Below are 14506 nucleotides of genomic sequence, written 5' to 3'. Positions count from 1 at the left end.
AACCTCCACGATGCCAATAAATTGCAAGATTCTGCTAGAAATTTGTCGTTGATCGTCAGGTAGTGAAAGGGGCCATCATGCGCCGCATCCTGTTCGTCCACGCCCACCCGGACGACGAGTCGATCGGCACCGGCGCCACCATGGCCAAGTACGCGGCCGAGGGGGCACACGTCAGCCTGGTGACCTGCACGCTGGGCGAGGAGGGCGACGTGGTCCCCGACGACCTCGGCCACCTCACCACCGACCGCGACGGCCTCGGGCGCTACCGCCGGGCCGAGCTGGCCCGCGCGTGCGCGGCGCTCGGCGTGCGCGACCACCGCTTCCTCGGCGGGCCGGGGCGCTGGCGCGACTCCGGAATGATGGGCACGCCGACCAACGACGACCCGCGCTGCTTCTGGCGGGCGGACGTCGACGAGGCCGCCGCCGAGCTGGCCCTGGTGCTGCGCGAGCTGCGCCCGCAGGTGGTGGTCACCTACGACGACAACGGCCTGTACGGCCACCCCGACCACATCCAGGCCCACCGGGTGACCCGCCGGGCCGTCGAGCTGGCGGGTGAGCGGGCGGCCAAGTTCTACGCCACCGCCACCCCGCTGTCGCTGCTGGCGCGGGCGGTCGGCGCCGGGCCCTTCGAGCGGGTGAAGTCGGTGGCGGACTTCGGCTTCGGGGTGCCCGACGAGCAGGTCACGGCGCGCGTCGACGCGACCGGCCACCTGGCGGCGAAGGTGCGGGCGCTGCGCGCCCACCGCACCCAGCTCACCGTGGCGGACGGGTTCTTCGCGCTGTCCGACAACGTGGGACAGCCGCTGGCCGGTGTCGAGCACTACACGCTGCTGTCGGGAGCCTGCGGCGACGTGGACCCGGTCACCGGGATGGAGACCGATCTGTTCGGCTAGCCACCAGCTCGGCCAGCGCGTCGAGGCCGGAGGGGAACCAGTCCTCGCCGTCCAGCTCGATCAGCACGTCCAGCTCCTCCTCCACGGCGTCGAGCAGCCGTACCAGGGCGATGGAGGTGACGCCGAGCGCGGCGAAGGAGCCGCCGTCGCGCAGCAGCTCCTCGGCGCTCACCTCCCCGTCGCTCGCCTCGGCCAGCGCGCGCGCCAGCCACCGTCTCAGGTCGTCGTCGGCACGGTCGGTCACGGCGTCTCCTTCAACAGGCGGTCGACTTCCTCATCGGTCAGCCCGGACAGCTCGTCGGCCAGCAGCCGTTCCACCTCGGCGGCCAGCTCGGCGACCGTGCGGTGGGCGAAGACGGCCCGGATGGGGACGTCCACCCCGGCACTCGCCCGCAGCCTGGCCGTCACGCGTACGGCGAGCAGCGAGTGGCCGCCGAGCGCGAAGAAGTCGTCCAGCGCGCCGACGGGGGCGCCGGTGCCGAGCACCTCCCGCCACACGTCCGCGACCAGGGCCTCGGCGTCGGTGCCCGGAGCGACGTAGCGGCGGCCCTGATCGGGGCCGGGGTCCGGCAGCGCGGCCCGGTCGACCTTCCCGCCCGGGGTGAGCGGCAGCGCGTCCCGCGCCACCCACAGGTCCGGCACCAGGTACGGCGGCAGCGCCCCGGTCAGGTCGCGGCGCAGCTCCGCCACCTCGACGTCGCCCGCCACGTAGGCGACCAGCCGGTCGTCCCTGGCCACGACGGCGGCCTGCCTGACACGGGGATGGGCGAGCAGGCGCTCCTCGACCTCGCCGGGCTCGATCCGGAAGCCGCGCACCTTCACCTGGTCGTCGAGGCGGCCGAGGAACTCCAGCAGGCCGTCGGGGCGCAGCCGTACCCGGTCGCCGGTACGGTAGGCGCGCTCGCCTCCGGGGCCGGTCACGAAGCGTTCCGCGGTCAGGCCGGGCCGGCCCAGGTAGCCCCTGGCCAGCCCGGCGCCCGAGAGCAGCAGCTCGCCGGGCACCCCCGGTGGCACGAGTTCGCCGTCGGGGCCCACGACGTGGGCGCGGGCGCCGCCGATGGGCAGTCCGATGGGGGGCCGCCCTGGATGGTCCTCGCCCAGGTCGGCGGCCGTGGCGATGATGGTCGCCTCGGTCGGCCCGTAGGTGTTGACCAGCCGTACGGCGTCGCCGAACCGCGCGCGCCAGCGCGCCACCGCGGGCGCGGGCGCCTGCTCGCCGCCGATGACCACCAGCCGGAGCCGTTCCGGCCAGGCCACCTGCTCGATCTGCGCGACCAGTTGGTGCCAGTAGGCCGTGGGCAGGTCGAGCACGGTGATCTCGCGGCCCCCCGGTGAGGCGAGCAGCTCGGGCAGCGTCAGCGGCCCGCCGGGCAGCAGCTCCAGCGCGGCCCCCGAGGCCAGGGCCGGGAAGATCTCCTCCGCGTGCGCGTCGAACGCCGTCGAGGCGAACTGGACCACCCGGTCGCCCGGTCCCAGGCCGTAGTGCTCCCGCATCCAGGCCACCCGCCCGGCGAGGGCTTCGTGCTCCACCACGACCCCCTTGGGCCGCCCGGTGGAGCCGGAGGTGTAGATGACGTACGCGGCGTCGCCAGGTTTCGGGCCGTCCGCCGGTCCCGGTCCGCGGGCGGGCGGGGCCCCCGCGTCGCGGGCGGAGGCGATCTCCTCTCCGGACAGCACCAGGTCGGCGCCGCCATCCTCCAGGAGCAGGCGGACCCGCTCGCCGGGCAGGTCGGCGTCCAGGGGAAGGTACGCGCCGCCCGCTTCGAGCACCGCGAGCAGCGCCACGACGGTCGCGATCGACCGGTCCGCGCGGATCGCGACCACGCTCTCGGGGCCGGTGCCCAGCGCCCGCAGCCGGGCCGCGAGCGCCCGCACGCGCGCGCCGAGCGCCGCGTAGCCGAGGGCGTCCGCGCCGCAGCGCACGGCCACGGCGTCGGGGTGCGCGGCGACGGCCGCCCTGACCAGCTCGGGCACGAGCGGGGCGCGCACCGGCTCCGCGGGCGGGCCGGCCAGTGCGCGGAGCCGGGTCTCGTCGGCCTCCGTACGCCAGGGCAGCTCCCAGACCGGCCGCGCCGGGTCCGCGGCGACCGCCCGGCACAACACGGCGAGCCGCTCCGCCAGCGCGGCCACGGTCGAGTCGTCGAACAGCTCCGCGTCGTAGCCGAACACCCCCGACAGCCCCTCGGGACCGCGCCACGCCTCCACCATGAGGTCGAACTTGGCCTGCCGGTACCCGGCCTCGAACGGCTCCACCGCCAGGTCGGCGAACCTGTCCCCCACCCCGCCGTCGTCCTGGCTGTGCAGGATGAGCATGGTCTGGAACAGCGGGGCGCGGCCCGGCCCGCGCTCGGCGTTCAGCTCGGACACCAGCTCCTCGAAGGGCACGTCCTGGTGGGCCATCGCCGAGAGCACCACCACGCGCACACGTTCCAGCAGCTCCTCGAACGAAGGATCGCCCGACAGGTCGCCGCGCAGCACCAGCGTGCTCGCGAAGTACCCGATGACCGGCTCGAACTCGACGCGGTCGCGCCCGGCGGACGGCGAGCCCACCAGGAGGTCCCGCTGTCCCGTGTGCCTGGCCAGCAGCACCAGATAGGCGGCCAGCAGCACCATGAACAACGTCGCCCCGCGCCGCCGGCCGGCGGACTCCAGCGCGTCCGCCACGTCCGCCGGCAGGGAGAACGGGTGGAACGCGCCCCTCGGCGCGGGGACCGCGGGGCGGGGGCGGTCGAGCGGCAGTTCGAGCGCGGGCGGGGCGGAGAGCCGGTCGCGCCAGTAGGCCAGCTCGTCGCCCAGGTCCCGGCCGCGCCGCCAGAAGGCGAAGTCGCCGTACTGGAGCGGCAGCTCGGGCAGGGCGGGGTCGCGGCCTTCGCGCCGTCCGGCGTACAGGGCGGCCAGGTCGTCGCCGAGGACGTTGAGCGACCAGCCGTCGGCCGCGATGTGGTGCAGCACCACGCACAGGACATGGTCGGCCTCGGCGAGGCGGATCAGGGTGACCCGGAGCGGCGGGGTCATGGCGAGGTCGAAGGGCTCGTTGGTGCGCTCGGCCACCAGCCGCCGAGCCTCCTCCAGCCGCCGCTCCTCCCGCTGCCGGGCCGCTTCCCGACGCTGCTCCTCTCCCGGGTGCCGCTGCTCTCCCGGGTGCCGGTCGCCGTCCGGTGCGGGGGCGGACAGGTCCACGTGCTCCACCTGCGGGCCGCCCGGCGGATCCACCACGCCGATGGGCCGGCCGTCGACGTCGGGGTAGCGGGTGCGCAGGGTCTCGTGCCTGGCCACGAGGTCGCCCAGCGCGCCGGTCAGCGCCCGCGCGTCGAGGGGGCCGCGCAGCCGCCACACCAGGTACATGTTGTAGGAGGCGTCGCCGGGGTCGAGCCGGTGCAGGAACCACAGCCGCTCCTGCGCGGGTGACAGCGGCGGCAGCGTCCCCCTCGGGCGGGGGCCCGGCCGCGCGCCGCCACCCGGACCGGCCGTCCGGGTGGCCACGGCCTCCCGTACGGCGTCGGCGAACGCGGCGACCGACGGCCGGGCGAACAGCTCGCGCAGCGGGACCTCCGCACCGGCCGCGGCCGCGATCCGCGCGATGACCTTGACGGCCAGCAGCGAGTGACCGCCGAGCGCGAAGAAGTCGTCGTCGGCTCCGAGCCGCGCGGGCTCCAGGCCGAGCACCTCGGCGAACGTCCTGGCCACCAGCCGTTCCGCGGCCGTGCGCGGGGGACGGCCGCGCCCGGTGGCCCGTTCGGGGGCGGGCAGCGCCCTCCTGTCGAGCTTGCCGTTGGGGGTGAGCGGCAGCTCGTCGAGGCGTACCAGCGTGGACGGCACCATGACGGCCGGGAGCGACCGGGCGGCGTGCTCGGTGAGCCCCTCGGTCTCGCCCACGACGTACGCCACCAGCGTCCCGTCCACGACCGCGGCCACCGCCCTGCGCACCGCGGGGTGGCTCTCCAGCACGGCCTCGACCTCGCCCAGCTCGATCCGGTGACCGCGCAGCTTCACCTGGCCGTCGGCCCGGCCGAGGAACTCCAGCCGCCCGTCGGCCCGCCACCGCACCCGGTCGCCGGTCCGGTACATCCGCGAGCCGGGCACCCCGTACGGGTCGGGCGGGAAACGCTCGGCGGTCAGCTCCGGACGTCCCCGGTAGCCGCGGGCCACGCCGGAGCCCGCGACGAACAGCTCTCCCCACACCCCCACGGGGACCGGCGTGAGGCGTTCGTCCAGCACGTAGACGCGGGTGTTGCCGAGGGGGCGGCCGATCGTCACCGGGCCGGAACCGTCGTCCACGCGGTCGCGGGTGGACCAGATCGTCGTCTCCGTGGGGCCGTAGACGTTCCAGAGCTGCCCGGTCCGCTCGCGCAGCGCCGTGGCCAGGGCCGGTGGCAGGGCCTCCCCGCCGACGAGCGCCGTCACCGGGCGGTCGAAACCGGCGTCCAGCATGGCCTGCCAGCCGGACGGCGTCGCCTGGACGTGTGTCACGTCGTGCTCGGCCGCCAGCCGGACGAGGGCGTGGGCGTCCGCGGCCTCGCCTGGCCCGGCGATGACGACGTGCCCGCCGCAGACGAGGGGGAGCAGCAGTTCCAGGGCGGAGATGTCGAAGGACGGCGAGGTGAGCGCCAGCCACCGGACGCCGGGCCCGGCCCCGAGGTCGTCGCGCATCGACAGCAGCAGGTTGACCAGCGACCGGTGCTCGATCTCGACGCCCTTGGGACGTCCGGTCGAGCCCGAGGTGTAGATGACGTAGGCCAGGTCATCCGGCCCGGCGGCCCGCGCGGGCGGGTGGCCGGGTTCCTCCGCGTGCGCGCTCAGGCCGGTCGGGTGGCCCGGCTCCTGCGCGTACGCGCTCAGGTCGTCGATGAGCAGGACCGGCAGATCGGGTACGGCGTCGGCCAGCCCGTCCGGCACCCCCTCCCCCGCGAGCAGCAGCCGGACACCGCAGTCCCGCAGCACGAACGCCAGCCGCTCGGCCGGGTAACCGGGATCCAGCGGCAGGTAGGCCCCGCCCGCCTTCAGCACGGCGAGCAGCGCGACCAGCAGCTCCACCGACCTGTCCGCGCACAGCGCGACCACCTCGCCGGGCCGCACGCCCTCGCGCCGCAGCCGCCGGGCCAGCCCTTCCGCGGCGGCCTCCAGCTCCGCGTACGTCAGCCCACGCCCCTCGCACGTCACGGCGATCGCGCCGGGCTCGCCCGCGACCAGCTCGTGCGCGGTGACGTCGGGCCTGGGGGCGGCCGTGTCGTTCCAGGAGACCAGGAGCCGCTCGCGTTCGGCCGCGCCGAGCAGGTCCAGCTCGGAAAGGCGCAGGCCGGGCTCCGCCACCGCGCGGGACAGCAGGAGCTCCAGATGCTCTCCCATGCGCTCCACGGTGGCGTGGTCGAACAGGTCGGCGGCGTAGATCAGGGAGAGCCCGAGCCCGCCGTCCCCGGTGTGGCGGAACTCGGCGGACAGGTCGGTCGTCGCCGCGCGCACGCCCGGGTCGAACGGCTCGGTGGACAGACCGGTGAGCGCGAGCGGCGTGCCGTCGTAGTTGTAGAGGACGAGCTGGGCGGAGAACAGCGGGGTCCGTCCGGTGTCCCTGGGCACGCCCAGCTCGCCGACCAGCCATTCGAAGGGCAGCGCGGCGTTGGCGTAGGCGTCCAGGCAGGCGTCCCTGACCCGGCCGAGCAACTCGCGGAAGGCGGGGTCGCCGGACAGGTCGGCGCGCAGGACGAGCGTGTTGATGAACGGCCCGATGAGCCGCTCCAGCTCCGGCCTGCCGCGTCCGGCGACCGGTGTGCCCACGCAGACGTCGTCCTGGCCGCCGTAGCGGGAGAGCAGGGCCGCGTAGGCGGCCATCAGCACCATGAAGCCGCTGCAGCGCGCCTGCCTCGCCAGTCGTTCCACGTCCGCCGCGAGCGCGGCGGGCAGGGTGCGGGTCACCACGCCGCCCGCCGCGCCGCGGGTCGCCGGGCGCGGCCGGTCGAGCGGCAGGTCCAGCACGGGCGGGTCGGCGAGCCGGTCCCGCCAGTACGCGAGCTGCCCGGCCGCCTCCTCGACCAGCCGTTCGCGCTGCCAGGCCGCGTAGTCGCCGTACTGGAGGGCCGGTGGGGCCGGTGCCCGGCCGTACGGGTCGGGGTAGAGCGCGGCCAGGTCGGCGGAGAACAGCTCCGTGGACCAGCCATCAACCGCGATGTGGTGGAACACCACGCACAGCACGTGCTCGCGCTCGCCCAGGCGGAACAGGCTCGCCCGCCACGGCGGCCCCGCGGCCAGGTCGAAGGGCCGCCGGATCCGTTCGGCCGCCAGCTCCCTGGCCCGCGCCTCACGTGACCCCGTGGGCAGCCCGGACAGGTCCAGCCGCTCCAGCGGCACCCCGTCGCCGGGTTCGCCGACGATCTGGACCGGCTCGCCGTCGCGGCTCGCGTACGTGGTGCGCAGGATCTCGTGCCGGGCCGCGATCGCGCCGACGGCCGCCGCCAGCCCGTCGGCGTCGAGGTCGCCGCGCAGCCGGTGGGCGAGGAACACGTTGTAGGCCCCGGCGTCGGCCTCCAGCCGGTCGAGCAGCCACATGCGCTCCTGGGCGGGCGACAGCGGCCGCTCGCCGCCGCCGAGCCGTACGGGGATCGGGTCCGCTTCGATCGCGCCCATGGCTATCGCGCTCCCCCGGTCATGCCCGCCTCGATCCTGGCCACCAGGTCGCCGAACGTCGCGCTGTCGAAGAAGGCGCGCAGCGGCAGGTCCACGCCGAGCCGTTCGTGCACGCGGGAGGCGATCTGCATAAGCGTCAGCGAGTGCGCTCCGAGGTCGAACAGGTCGTCCCGCGGGGCGATGGCGTCCACCCGCAGCACCTCCTGGCAGATCGCCCGGACCACTTCTGCGGGGCCGGTCCGCTGAGGGCCGGGCTCCTGAGGGCCGGGCTGCTCGAGGTCTCCCGTGTCGGCGGGCGGCTCGGGGAGCGCGGCGCGGTCGAGCTTGCCGTTCGGGGTCAGCGGCAGCTCCGGGAGCGGGACGAAGCACTCGGGCACCATGTACGGCGGCAGCCGCCGCGCCAGGTGTCGCCGCAGCTCCCGCTCGTCCACCGGCCCGCTCCGGACGAGGTAGGCGATCAGCCGTCCGTCGAACGAAGCCGCCGCGGCCTGCTCGACCTGGGGGTGCCCGGCCAGCGCCGACTCGATCTCGGCAGGCTCGACCCGGTGCCCCCGGATCTTCAACTGCCCGTCGGAACGGCCGAGGAACTCCAGCGCGCCGTCCGCCCGCCATCGCACCCGGTCGCCCGTGCGGTACATCAAGCCGCCCGCGTGCGGGTCGGCCTGCGGGTCGGCCTGCGGGTCGGCCTGGGGGTCGGCGTGCGGGCGGGCGAACGGGTAGGGCACGAAGCGTTCGCGGGTGAGGTCGTCCCTGCCGAGGTAACCGCGCGCCACCCCGGCGCCCGCGATCACCAGCTCCCCCGGCACGCCGATCGGCGCCAGGCCGCCGTACTCGTCCAGGACGTGTACGGCGGTGTTGGCGATGGGGCTCCCGATGGCCACGGTCTCGGGGTCCGGCGGGACTTCCCAGGCGGTCGACCAGATGGTCGTCTCCGTCGGGCCGTACATGTTGACCAGCCGCCCGACCCGCGGCCTGAGCTGCCGGGCGAGCGGCGCGGGCAGGGACTCGCCGCCGGTCAGCGCGACGACCCCGGGGGCGTCGAACCCGGCGGCGAGCAGCATCCGCCACCCCGACGGGGTCGCCTGCACGTGCGTGACGCCCTCCGCCTTGATCAGCTCGACGGCCGCGGCCGGGTCGGACTGGTCGGCGAGGACCACCCGGCCGCCGGTGACGAGCGGGAGGAGCAGTTCGAGCGCCGCGATGTCGAAGGCGGGCGAGGTCAGGGCGAGCCACGTGTCGCCGGGGCCGCCGCCGAGGAGGTCGCGCATGCCGAGCAGCAGGTTCGCCAGCGCCCGCTGCGGCACGGCCACCCCCTTCGGGCGGCCCGTGGAGCCGGAGGTGTAGATCACGTAGGCGAGGTCGTCCGGGCCGGGGCCGCCGTAGGCCGAACCGCCTTGGGCGGGCCCGTCCCGGGCCGGGTCGTCGGGGGTGGGGCCGTCCGAGGCCAAGCCTTCCGGGGTGGGGGCGTCCCGAGCGGGGGCGTCCGGGCCGAGGGCGTCCGGGCCGAGGGCGTCCGGGCCGAGGGTGGTGGCGTCGGCGCGGATCTCGCGGAACGGCGCGGACGCGGGCACAGGCACGGAGCCGTCGGTGAGGACGGTGCGCACGCCCGCGTCGGCCATGATGGACGCCAGGCGTTCATCCGGGTGCCCGGGATCGAGCGGCAGGTAGGCCGCGCCCGACCTGAGCACCGCGAGCAGGCTCGCCACCAGCGGCCACGACCTGCCCAGCAGCAATGCCACCGGCGCGTCCCCCGCCCGGGGCAGCCGCCGGGCGAGGCGGTCCGCCAGCGCGTCCAGTTCGCCGTACGTGACGCGCCGCTCGCCCGCGACGACCGCGACGGCCTGCGGCGCGGACCGTGCCCGCGCGGCGAACAGCGCCGGGACGACCAGCTCCGCCTCCTCGTACGGCACGCGGGTGTCGTTCCACGCGGTGGAGAGCAGGTCGCGCTCCGGCTCCGGGAGGATCGCGAGGTCGCCGAGCGGCGTGTCGGGGCGCTCCGCCACCTCGGCGAGCAGGGTGCGCAGGTGACCGGCGAAGCGCGCCACGTCGTCCGCGTTCAGCTCCGCCGCGTCGTACCGGAGGCTGACGGCCAGGTCGCCCGCGCCCTCCACGACCTGGAGGTCCAGCGTGCCGCGGACCGCGCCGGGGAACATCGTCCAGCGCACGGCGGCGTCGAGTCCTGGGAACACCGGCTCGGCCGCGCGCCTGCGGTAGCTCACGGTCACGGGAGTCAGCGCGGTACGCGGGCGCGCCCCGCCCACGGCCCGGCCGAGCGGCACGTGCCGGAAGCGGTAGGCGGCCCGCAACTCCGCCCGTACGGCCGCCGCGAACTCGCGGAACGTGGCACCCTGCGCGGGGTCGGCGCACACCGGCAGCTCGTTCACGAACAGGCCCACGTGGTCACGGGTCGCGGCGTCCCTGGTGCCCAGGCCGACCGAGATCGGGACCGCGCGGTTGCCGTACCGGTGCAGGAGGGCGCGCAGCAGCGCGACGACCGCCTCGAACCGGGTGACGCCTACCGCCTCGGCGGCCTTGCCGAACCGCTCCCAGGCCGCGCCCTCCAGCGTGAGGGCCTCCCCCGCTCCCTCCGTCGCGGCGGCGCGGCGCAGGCCGGGGAGCACGAGGTCGGACGTCTCCCGCCAGCGCGGCGCCCAGAAGGCCGCGGCACCGGCGAGGTCCGCGGCCACCCGGTCGTCCTCGGCTCGGGCGTGCTCGCCGTACGAGACGGGCAGGTCCGGCAGGGTGTGGGGACGTCCGGCGCGGGCGGCGGCGTAGAGGGCGGCGAGGTCGCGGAGCAGCACGTCCTTCGAGCCGCCGTCGAAGACCAGGTGGTGGGCGACGAAGAGCAGCAGGTGCCGGTCGGCGGCCAGGCTCACCAGGGTGAATCGGCACAGCGGCCCGGCGGTGAGGTCGAAGGGGCGTTCGATCTCCGCCCGGACCAGCTCCTCCACGCCCGCCACAGTGACCGCCGCAGCGTCCACCGGGGTGTCCACCCGGGTGTCCACCGGGGTGTCCACCGCCGCCGCGTGCGCGTCCGTTCCCTCCTGGAGCCGTTCGTGGTGGAAGGGGGGCGGGGTGGCGGCGGGGAGCGCGTGCAGGGCGCCGGCCCGTTCCTCGAAGCGGGACCGGAGCGGCTCGTGCCGGTCCACCAGCGCGACGCACGCCGCGCGCAGCGCCGCCACGTCCAGCTCACCGTCGAGGGCCACGGCGAGCGGCATGTGGTAGGCGGCGCCGGCGCGGCCGGTCTGCTCCGCCAGCCAGATGCCGTGCTGGGCGTGGGACGCCTGCATCAGTTCTCCTCCCTGAGCGCGCGTTTGAGCACCTTGCCCAGGGCGTTCCTGGGCAGCGAGTCCCGTACGTCGATCTGTCCCGGCAGTTCGTGCGGGGCGAGCTTGGGGGCGAGGAAGGCGCGTACCTCGCGGCCGGTGATCCCGGGCGGCGCGACGATGGCCGCCGCGACGCGTTCCCCCAGCACCGCGTCGGGGACGCCGAAGACGGCGGCCTCCTCGATCAGCGGGTGTTCGTGCAGCGCGGCCTCGATCTTCAACGTGGAGATCTTGAACGCTCCCGACTTGATGACGTCCTGGTCGCGGTCCACGAGGTGCAGGTAGCCGTCGCCGTCCAGGTAGCCGACGTCGCCCATGCGGACCCACCGGCCGCGGAAGGCGGCGGCGTCCGGGTCGCCGTAGTAGAACCGCGGGGCCGTCGGCGAGCGCAGCCACACCTCGCCCGCCTCGCCCGCGGGCAGCGCGGCCCCGTCCTTTCCCGCGATGCGGAGATCGCCCGGCGAGGCGGGCCGCCCCACCGACGTCGGCCTGGCCGGGTCGAACACCATCGTGGTCTGCGCGGGGGCGGCCTCGGTGGAGGTGTAGTAGTTGACCAGCACCGCGCCGGGGAACAGCGCACCGAGCCTGACCGCCACGTCGGGCGGCAGCGCGGACGCCGTACAGCCGAACAGCTTGACGCTCGACAGGTCGTGCCGCTCGTGCACCCGCGCCCGCAGCAGCTCGATCGCCATCGACGGCACCGCGAACACCGTGCCGGGAGCCCTCGACTCGATCAGCCGGGCGAACCGGCCGGGGGTGAAGCGCGGCAGCGTCAGCGCGCCGGGCCGGGCGTCGAGCGCGTTGAGCAGCATCGTCTGTCCCGCGTTGGTGCCGATCGGGTAGGCGTGCAGGAACAGCCGGGAGTGGGCGAGGGGACGGCGGCGCGGGCGGTCCGTGGTGCCGTGGGTGAGGTTGGCGTGGGTCGCGGCCACGCCCTTGGGGCGTCCGGTGGTGCCGGAGGTGTAGAGGATCTGGGCCAGCGCGGTGGGCGGGACCTCCGGCACGGCGGATAATCCGGCGGACAACTCGCGCCCGTCGTCTGATTCGTCCGTCGTCGCGGTCCAGCCCGCGTCCCAGCCGGGAGAGACGCCGTCCTCGTGCAGGAGGCCGGAGGCGGAGCAGTCGGCGAGCATGGCGGCCCGCTCGGCGGGCGTGGCGCGCTCCGGCAGCGGTACGGCGACGCCCCCGGCCTTGTGGATCGCGCAGTAGGCGACGGCGAACTCGATCCAGCCGCGCCCGCCGTACTGCAGGCCGACGCGGTCGCCCGCGCGTACTCCCCGGTCGAGCAGCGCTCGCGCGACGGAGCCGGAGCGGCGGTCCCACTCCTGGAAGGTCATCGAGCCGACGGTGTCCACCACGATGGCGGCGTCGTCGGGATCCTGCGCCGCCCTCGTCGCGAGGAGCTGGGGGACCGTCCTCACCGGGGCTCCTGGGCGCGCGAAGAACACGCCCACGGAAGATCCATCCGTCTCACAACAAGAGGATGACAGATGACAACTTGCCACAGCAATAACAGGACGAACTGTGTTCAGATGTCATCATGGAACGCGCAAAAGACCTACAGCCTGCGCCGTGGACACCTCCCATGCCGGTGCTGCGCAGCGGGCGGCTGACCTGGTCGCAGCAGGAGTGGGTCCAGTGGGTCCCGTCCGACTCGGCCACCTCGTTCGAGGACAACATCTGCGAGAGCGTGCCCGTCGACGGCGTGCCCCGGCGCCACGTGCTCGCCGCCGTGCGCGACGTCGTACGTCGGCACGAGGGCCTGCGCTCGCTCGTCCTGCGCGGCCCCGGCCAGAGCGGCAGCCAGCACGTCTGCCCCGTCGAGGCCGGGCTCGACACGGTCGTGGAGTTCACCGACGCGGACCCGTCCAGGCCGCACGGCCGCGGCCCGTGGCGGCTCACCTGCTTCCGCGTCGGAGAGCGGTGGCCGACCGCGTTCGTGCTGTTCGCCGCGGGCGACGAGGTGCGCGGGATCGACATCGTGATCGACCACGTGGCCGTGGACCCGTGGGGCATGCGCGTGCTGCGCGAGGACCTGGAGCACGCGATCGGGGCCCGTGCCGCCGGCGCCGAGCCGTTCCCGGATGACCGGCCGGTCGAGCAGCCGATCGACGCCGCCGAGGCCGAGGTGTCCCCCGCCGGGCTGGCCTACCAGCGGCGCGCGGCCCGGCACTGGGAACGGCGCCTGGGCCGGATGGCCGAGTCGCTCGACGGCCACGTGCCCCGCGCGCCCGCGCCGCGTCCCGGCGGCGACGGCGCGGCGGCGCTCACCGCGGTCGCCACCGCCGACGAGGCCAGGTTCCGCTCGGCGTGGCTGGCGTCGCGTCGCGTCGCGAAGGCGGCCGTGATCGTCGCGGGTGCGGCGGGCGTGCCGGTCTCGGCCGTCTACCTCCTCGCCTTCGGCAGCGCCGTCGCGATGGCGGAACGCGCCCCTGGCGCGGGGATCTTCGCCATCTCGGCCAACCGGTTCACCCCCGGGGCCGCCCGCTCGGTGCGCAAGGCGACCATGACCATGCCGGTGTTCGTCCCCGCCCCGGCCCGCGACTCCTTCGCCGCCGCGCTCACCGCCTGCGCCGCGCAGCAGTTGCAGGGGCACCGGTTCGCGAACGCCGACCCCGCCGGAACCGAGGCCATGTGCCAGGAGATCCTCGCCGGACTCTACGGCACCGGCGTGGCCTACCCCCGGTTCAGCTTCTTCGAGGCCGACCTCCCGCTGCCCGCCGGTGAGGGCGAGGTCGTCTTCTCCAGACCCCGGCTGCTCGGGGCGCGTTACATGCTGACCGTGACCCACGGCCCTCGCAGCGCCCTGCTCGACCTGCAGTACGGCGACGACACCTGCTGGGGACCCGAGGCGGAGGGCATGCTGGTGCACATGGAGGATCTGATCGTCCAGGCGGCCGGCCGGTGACCCCGCCGGACCGCCATCTCGACTGGGAGGGCTCCCACAACGCCCGCGACCTCGGCGGGCTGCCCACCGCGGGCGGGCGGCGGACCCGGTGGGGCGCCGTCGTCCGCTCCGACACCCCGCACCGGCTGACCCCCGCCGGGTGGAAGTCGCTCGCGGCGTACGGCATCGGCACCATCGTCGACCTGCGCAACGACGCCGAGCGCAGGCCGGAGGCCGAGCACGTTCCCGAGGACGTCGACGTGGTGCGCGTGCCGATCGAGGACCGCGCCGACACCGGCTTCTGGGACGCGTGGGGCGGCGACCCCCGCTACGGCACGCCGCTGTCCTACCGGCCGCTGCTCGACCGCAAGCCCGAGCGGTGCGCCGCCGCCGTGGCCGCCGTCGCGCGGGCCCGTCCCGGCGGGGTGCTGATCCACTGCGTCGCGGGCCGCGACAGAACCGGCATCGTGACCATGCTGCTGCTCGCCCTGGCCGGGGTCGCGCCGGCCGACATCCTCGCGGACCACGAGCTGACCGCCGGACGGCTGCGCCCGCTGTACGCGAAGCTGGGCGAGGCGGACGACTCGGTCAGGGTCCGGGCGGTCCTGGCGCGGCACGGCACCACGGAGCGGGAGGCGGTGCTGTCGCTGCTCACCGGGCTCGACGCCGAGGGCCGCCTGCGCGCGGGCGGTCTGGGCGACGCCGACCTGGCCGCCGTCCGCGCCCGCCTCCTCGACCCGCCCACCTGACCGCGCGACCTCCTGCCGCCGCCCCGGCCCAGG

At 75.5% G+C, this 14506-nt stretch carries 7 protein-coding genes; 3 read left to right on the top strand and 4 right to left on the bottom strand.

Going from position 1 to position 14506, the window contains the following annotated elements:
- The first annotated feature begins 77 nt into the window (after positions 1-77).
- Positions 78-893, top strand: a complete 816-nt coding sequence (gene mshB / locus ACZ6S0_RS48300) for an N-acetyl-1-D-myo-inositol-2-amino-2-deoxy-alpha-D-glucopyranoside deacetylase (protein ID WP_465927045.1) — start codon at positions 78-80, stop codon at positions 891-893.
- Here mshB and ACZ6S0_RS48295 read toward each other — a convergent pair.
- From ACZ6S0_RS48295 to ACZ6S0_RS48280, 4 genes are read right to left on the bottom strand one after another with little or no spacing between them, the layout of a single operon-like run.
- Positions 862-1137: a phosphopantetheine-binding protein gene (locus ACZ6S0_RS48295; RefSeq protein WP_465927043.1), complete on the bottom strand. Its 276-nt coding sequence runs from the start codon at positions 1135-1137 to the stop codon at positions 862-864. The two genes, mshB and ACZ6S0_RS48295, sit on opposite strands and share 32 nt — an antisense overlap.
- The gene (locus ACZ6S0_RS48290) at positions 1134-7511 is read right to left on the bottom strand and encodes an amino acid adenylation domain-containing protein (RefSeq protein WP_465927041.1); all 6378 of its coding nucleotides are present in this window, start codon (positions 7509-7511) and stop codon (positions 1134-1136) included. Before ACZ6S0_RS48290 ends, ACZ6S0_RS48295 begins: the two co-directional genes overlap by 4 nt.
- A 2-nt stretch (positions 7512-7513) precedes the next feature.
- Positions 7514-10801: a non-ribosomal peptide synthetase gene (locus tag ACZ6S0_RS48285; protein ID WP_465927039.1), complete on the bottom strand. Its 3288-nt coding sequence runs from the start codon at positions 10799-10801 to the stop codon at positions 7514-7516.
- Entirely contained in the window at positions 10801-12258 is a 1458-nt protein-coding gene (locus ACZ6S0_RS48280) for a class I adenylate-forming enzyme family protein (protein WP_465927037.1), read from the bottom strand. The genes ACZ6S0_RS48285 and ACZ6S0_RS48280 overlap by 1 nt, the downstream gene beginning before the upstream one ends.
- A gap of 164 nt (positions 12259-12422) precedes the next feature.
- On the opposite strand from ACZ6S0_RS48280, the gene ACZ6S0_RS48275 reads away from it, so the two are divergent.
- Both ACZ6S0_RS48275 and ACZ6S0_RS48270 read left to right on the top strand, forming a co-directional pair.
- Positions 12423-13745, top strand: a complete 1323-nt coding sequence (locus ACZ6S0_RS48275; RefSeq protein ID WP_465927035.1) for a condensation domain-containing protein — start codon at positions 12423-12425, stop codon at positions 13743-13745.
- On the top strand, positions 13742-14473 hold the full coding sequence (locus ACZ6S0_RS48270) for a tyrosine-protein phosphatase (RefSeq protein ID WP_465927033.1): 732 nt from the start codon (positions 13742-13744) through the stop codon (positions 14471-14473). The genes ACZ6S0_RS48275 and ACZ6S0_RS48270 overlap by 4 nt, the downstream gene beginning before the upstream one ends.
- Positions 14474-14506 lie beyond the last annotated feature (33 nt).

The sequence above is a fragment of the Nonomuraea sp. NPDC051298 genome (assembly GCF_055586305.1).
Note: the sequence above shows the minus strand (reverse complement) of the source record. Positions and strands in the feature narration are given on the sequence as shown.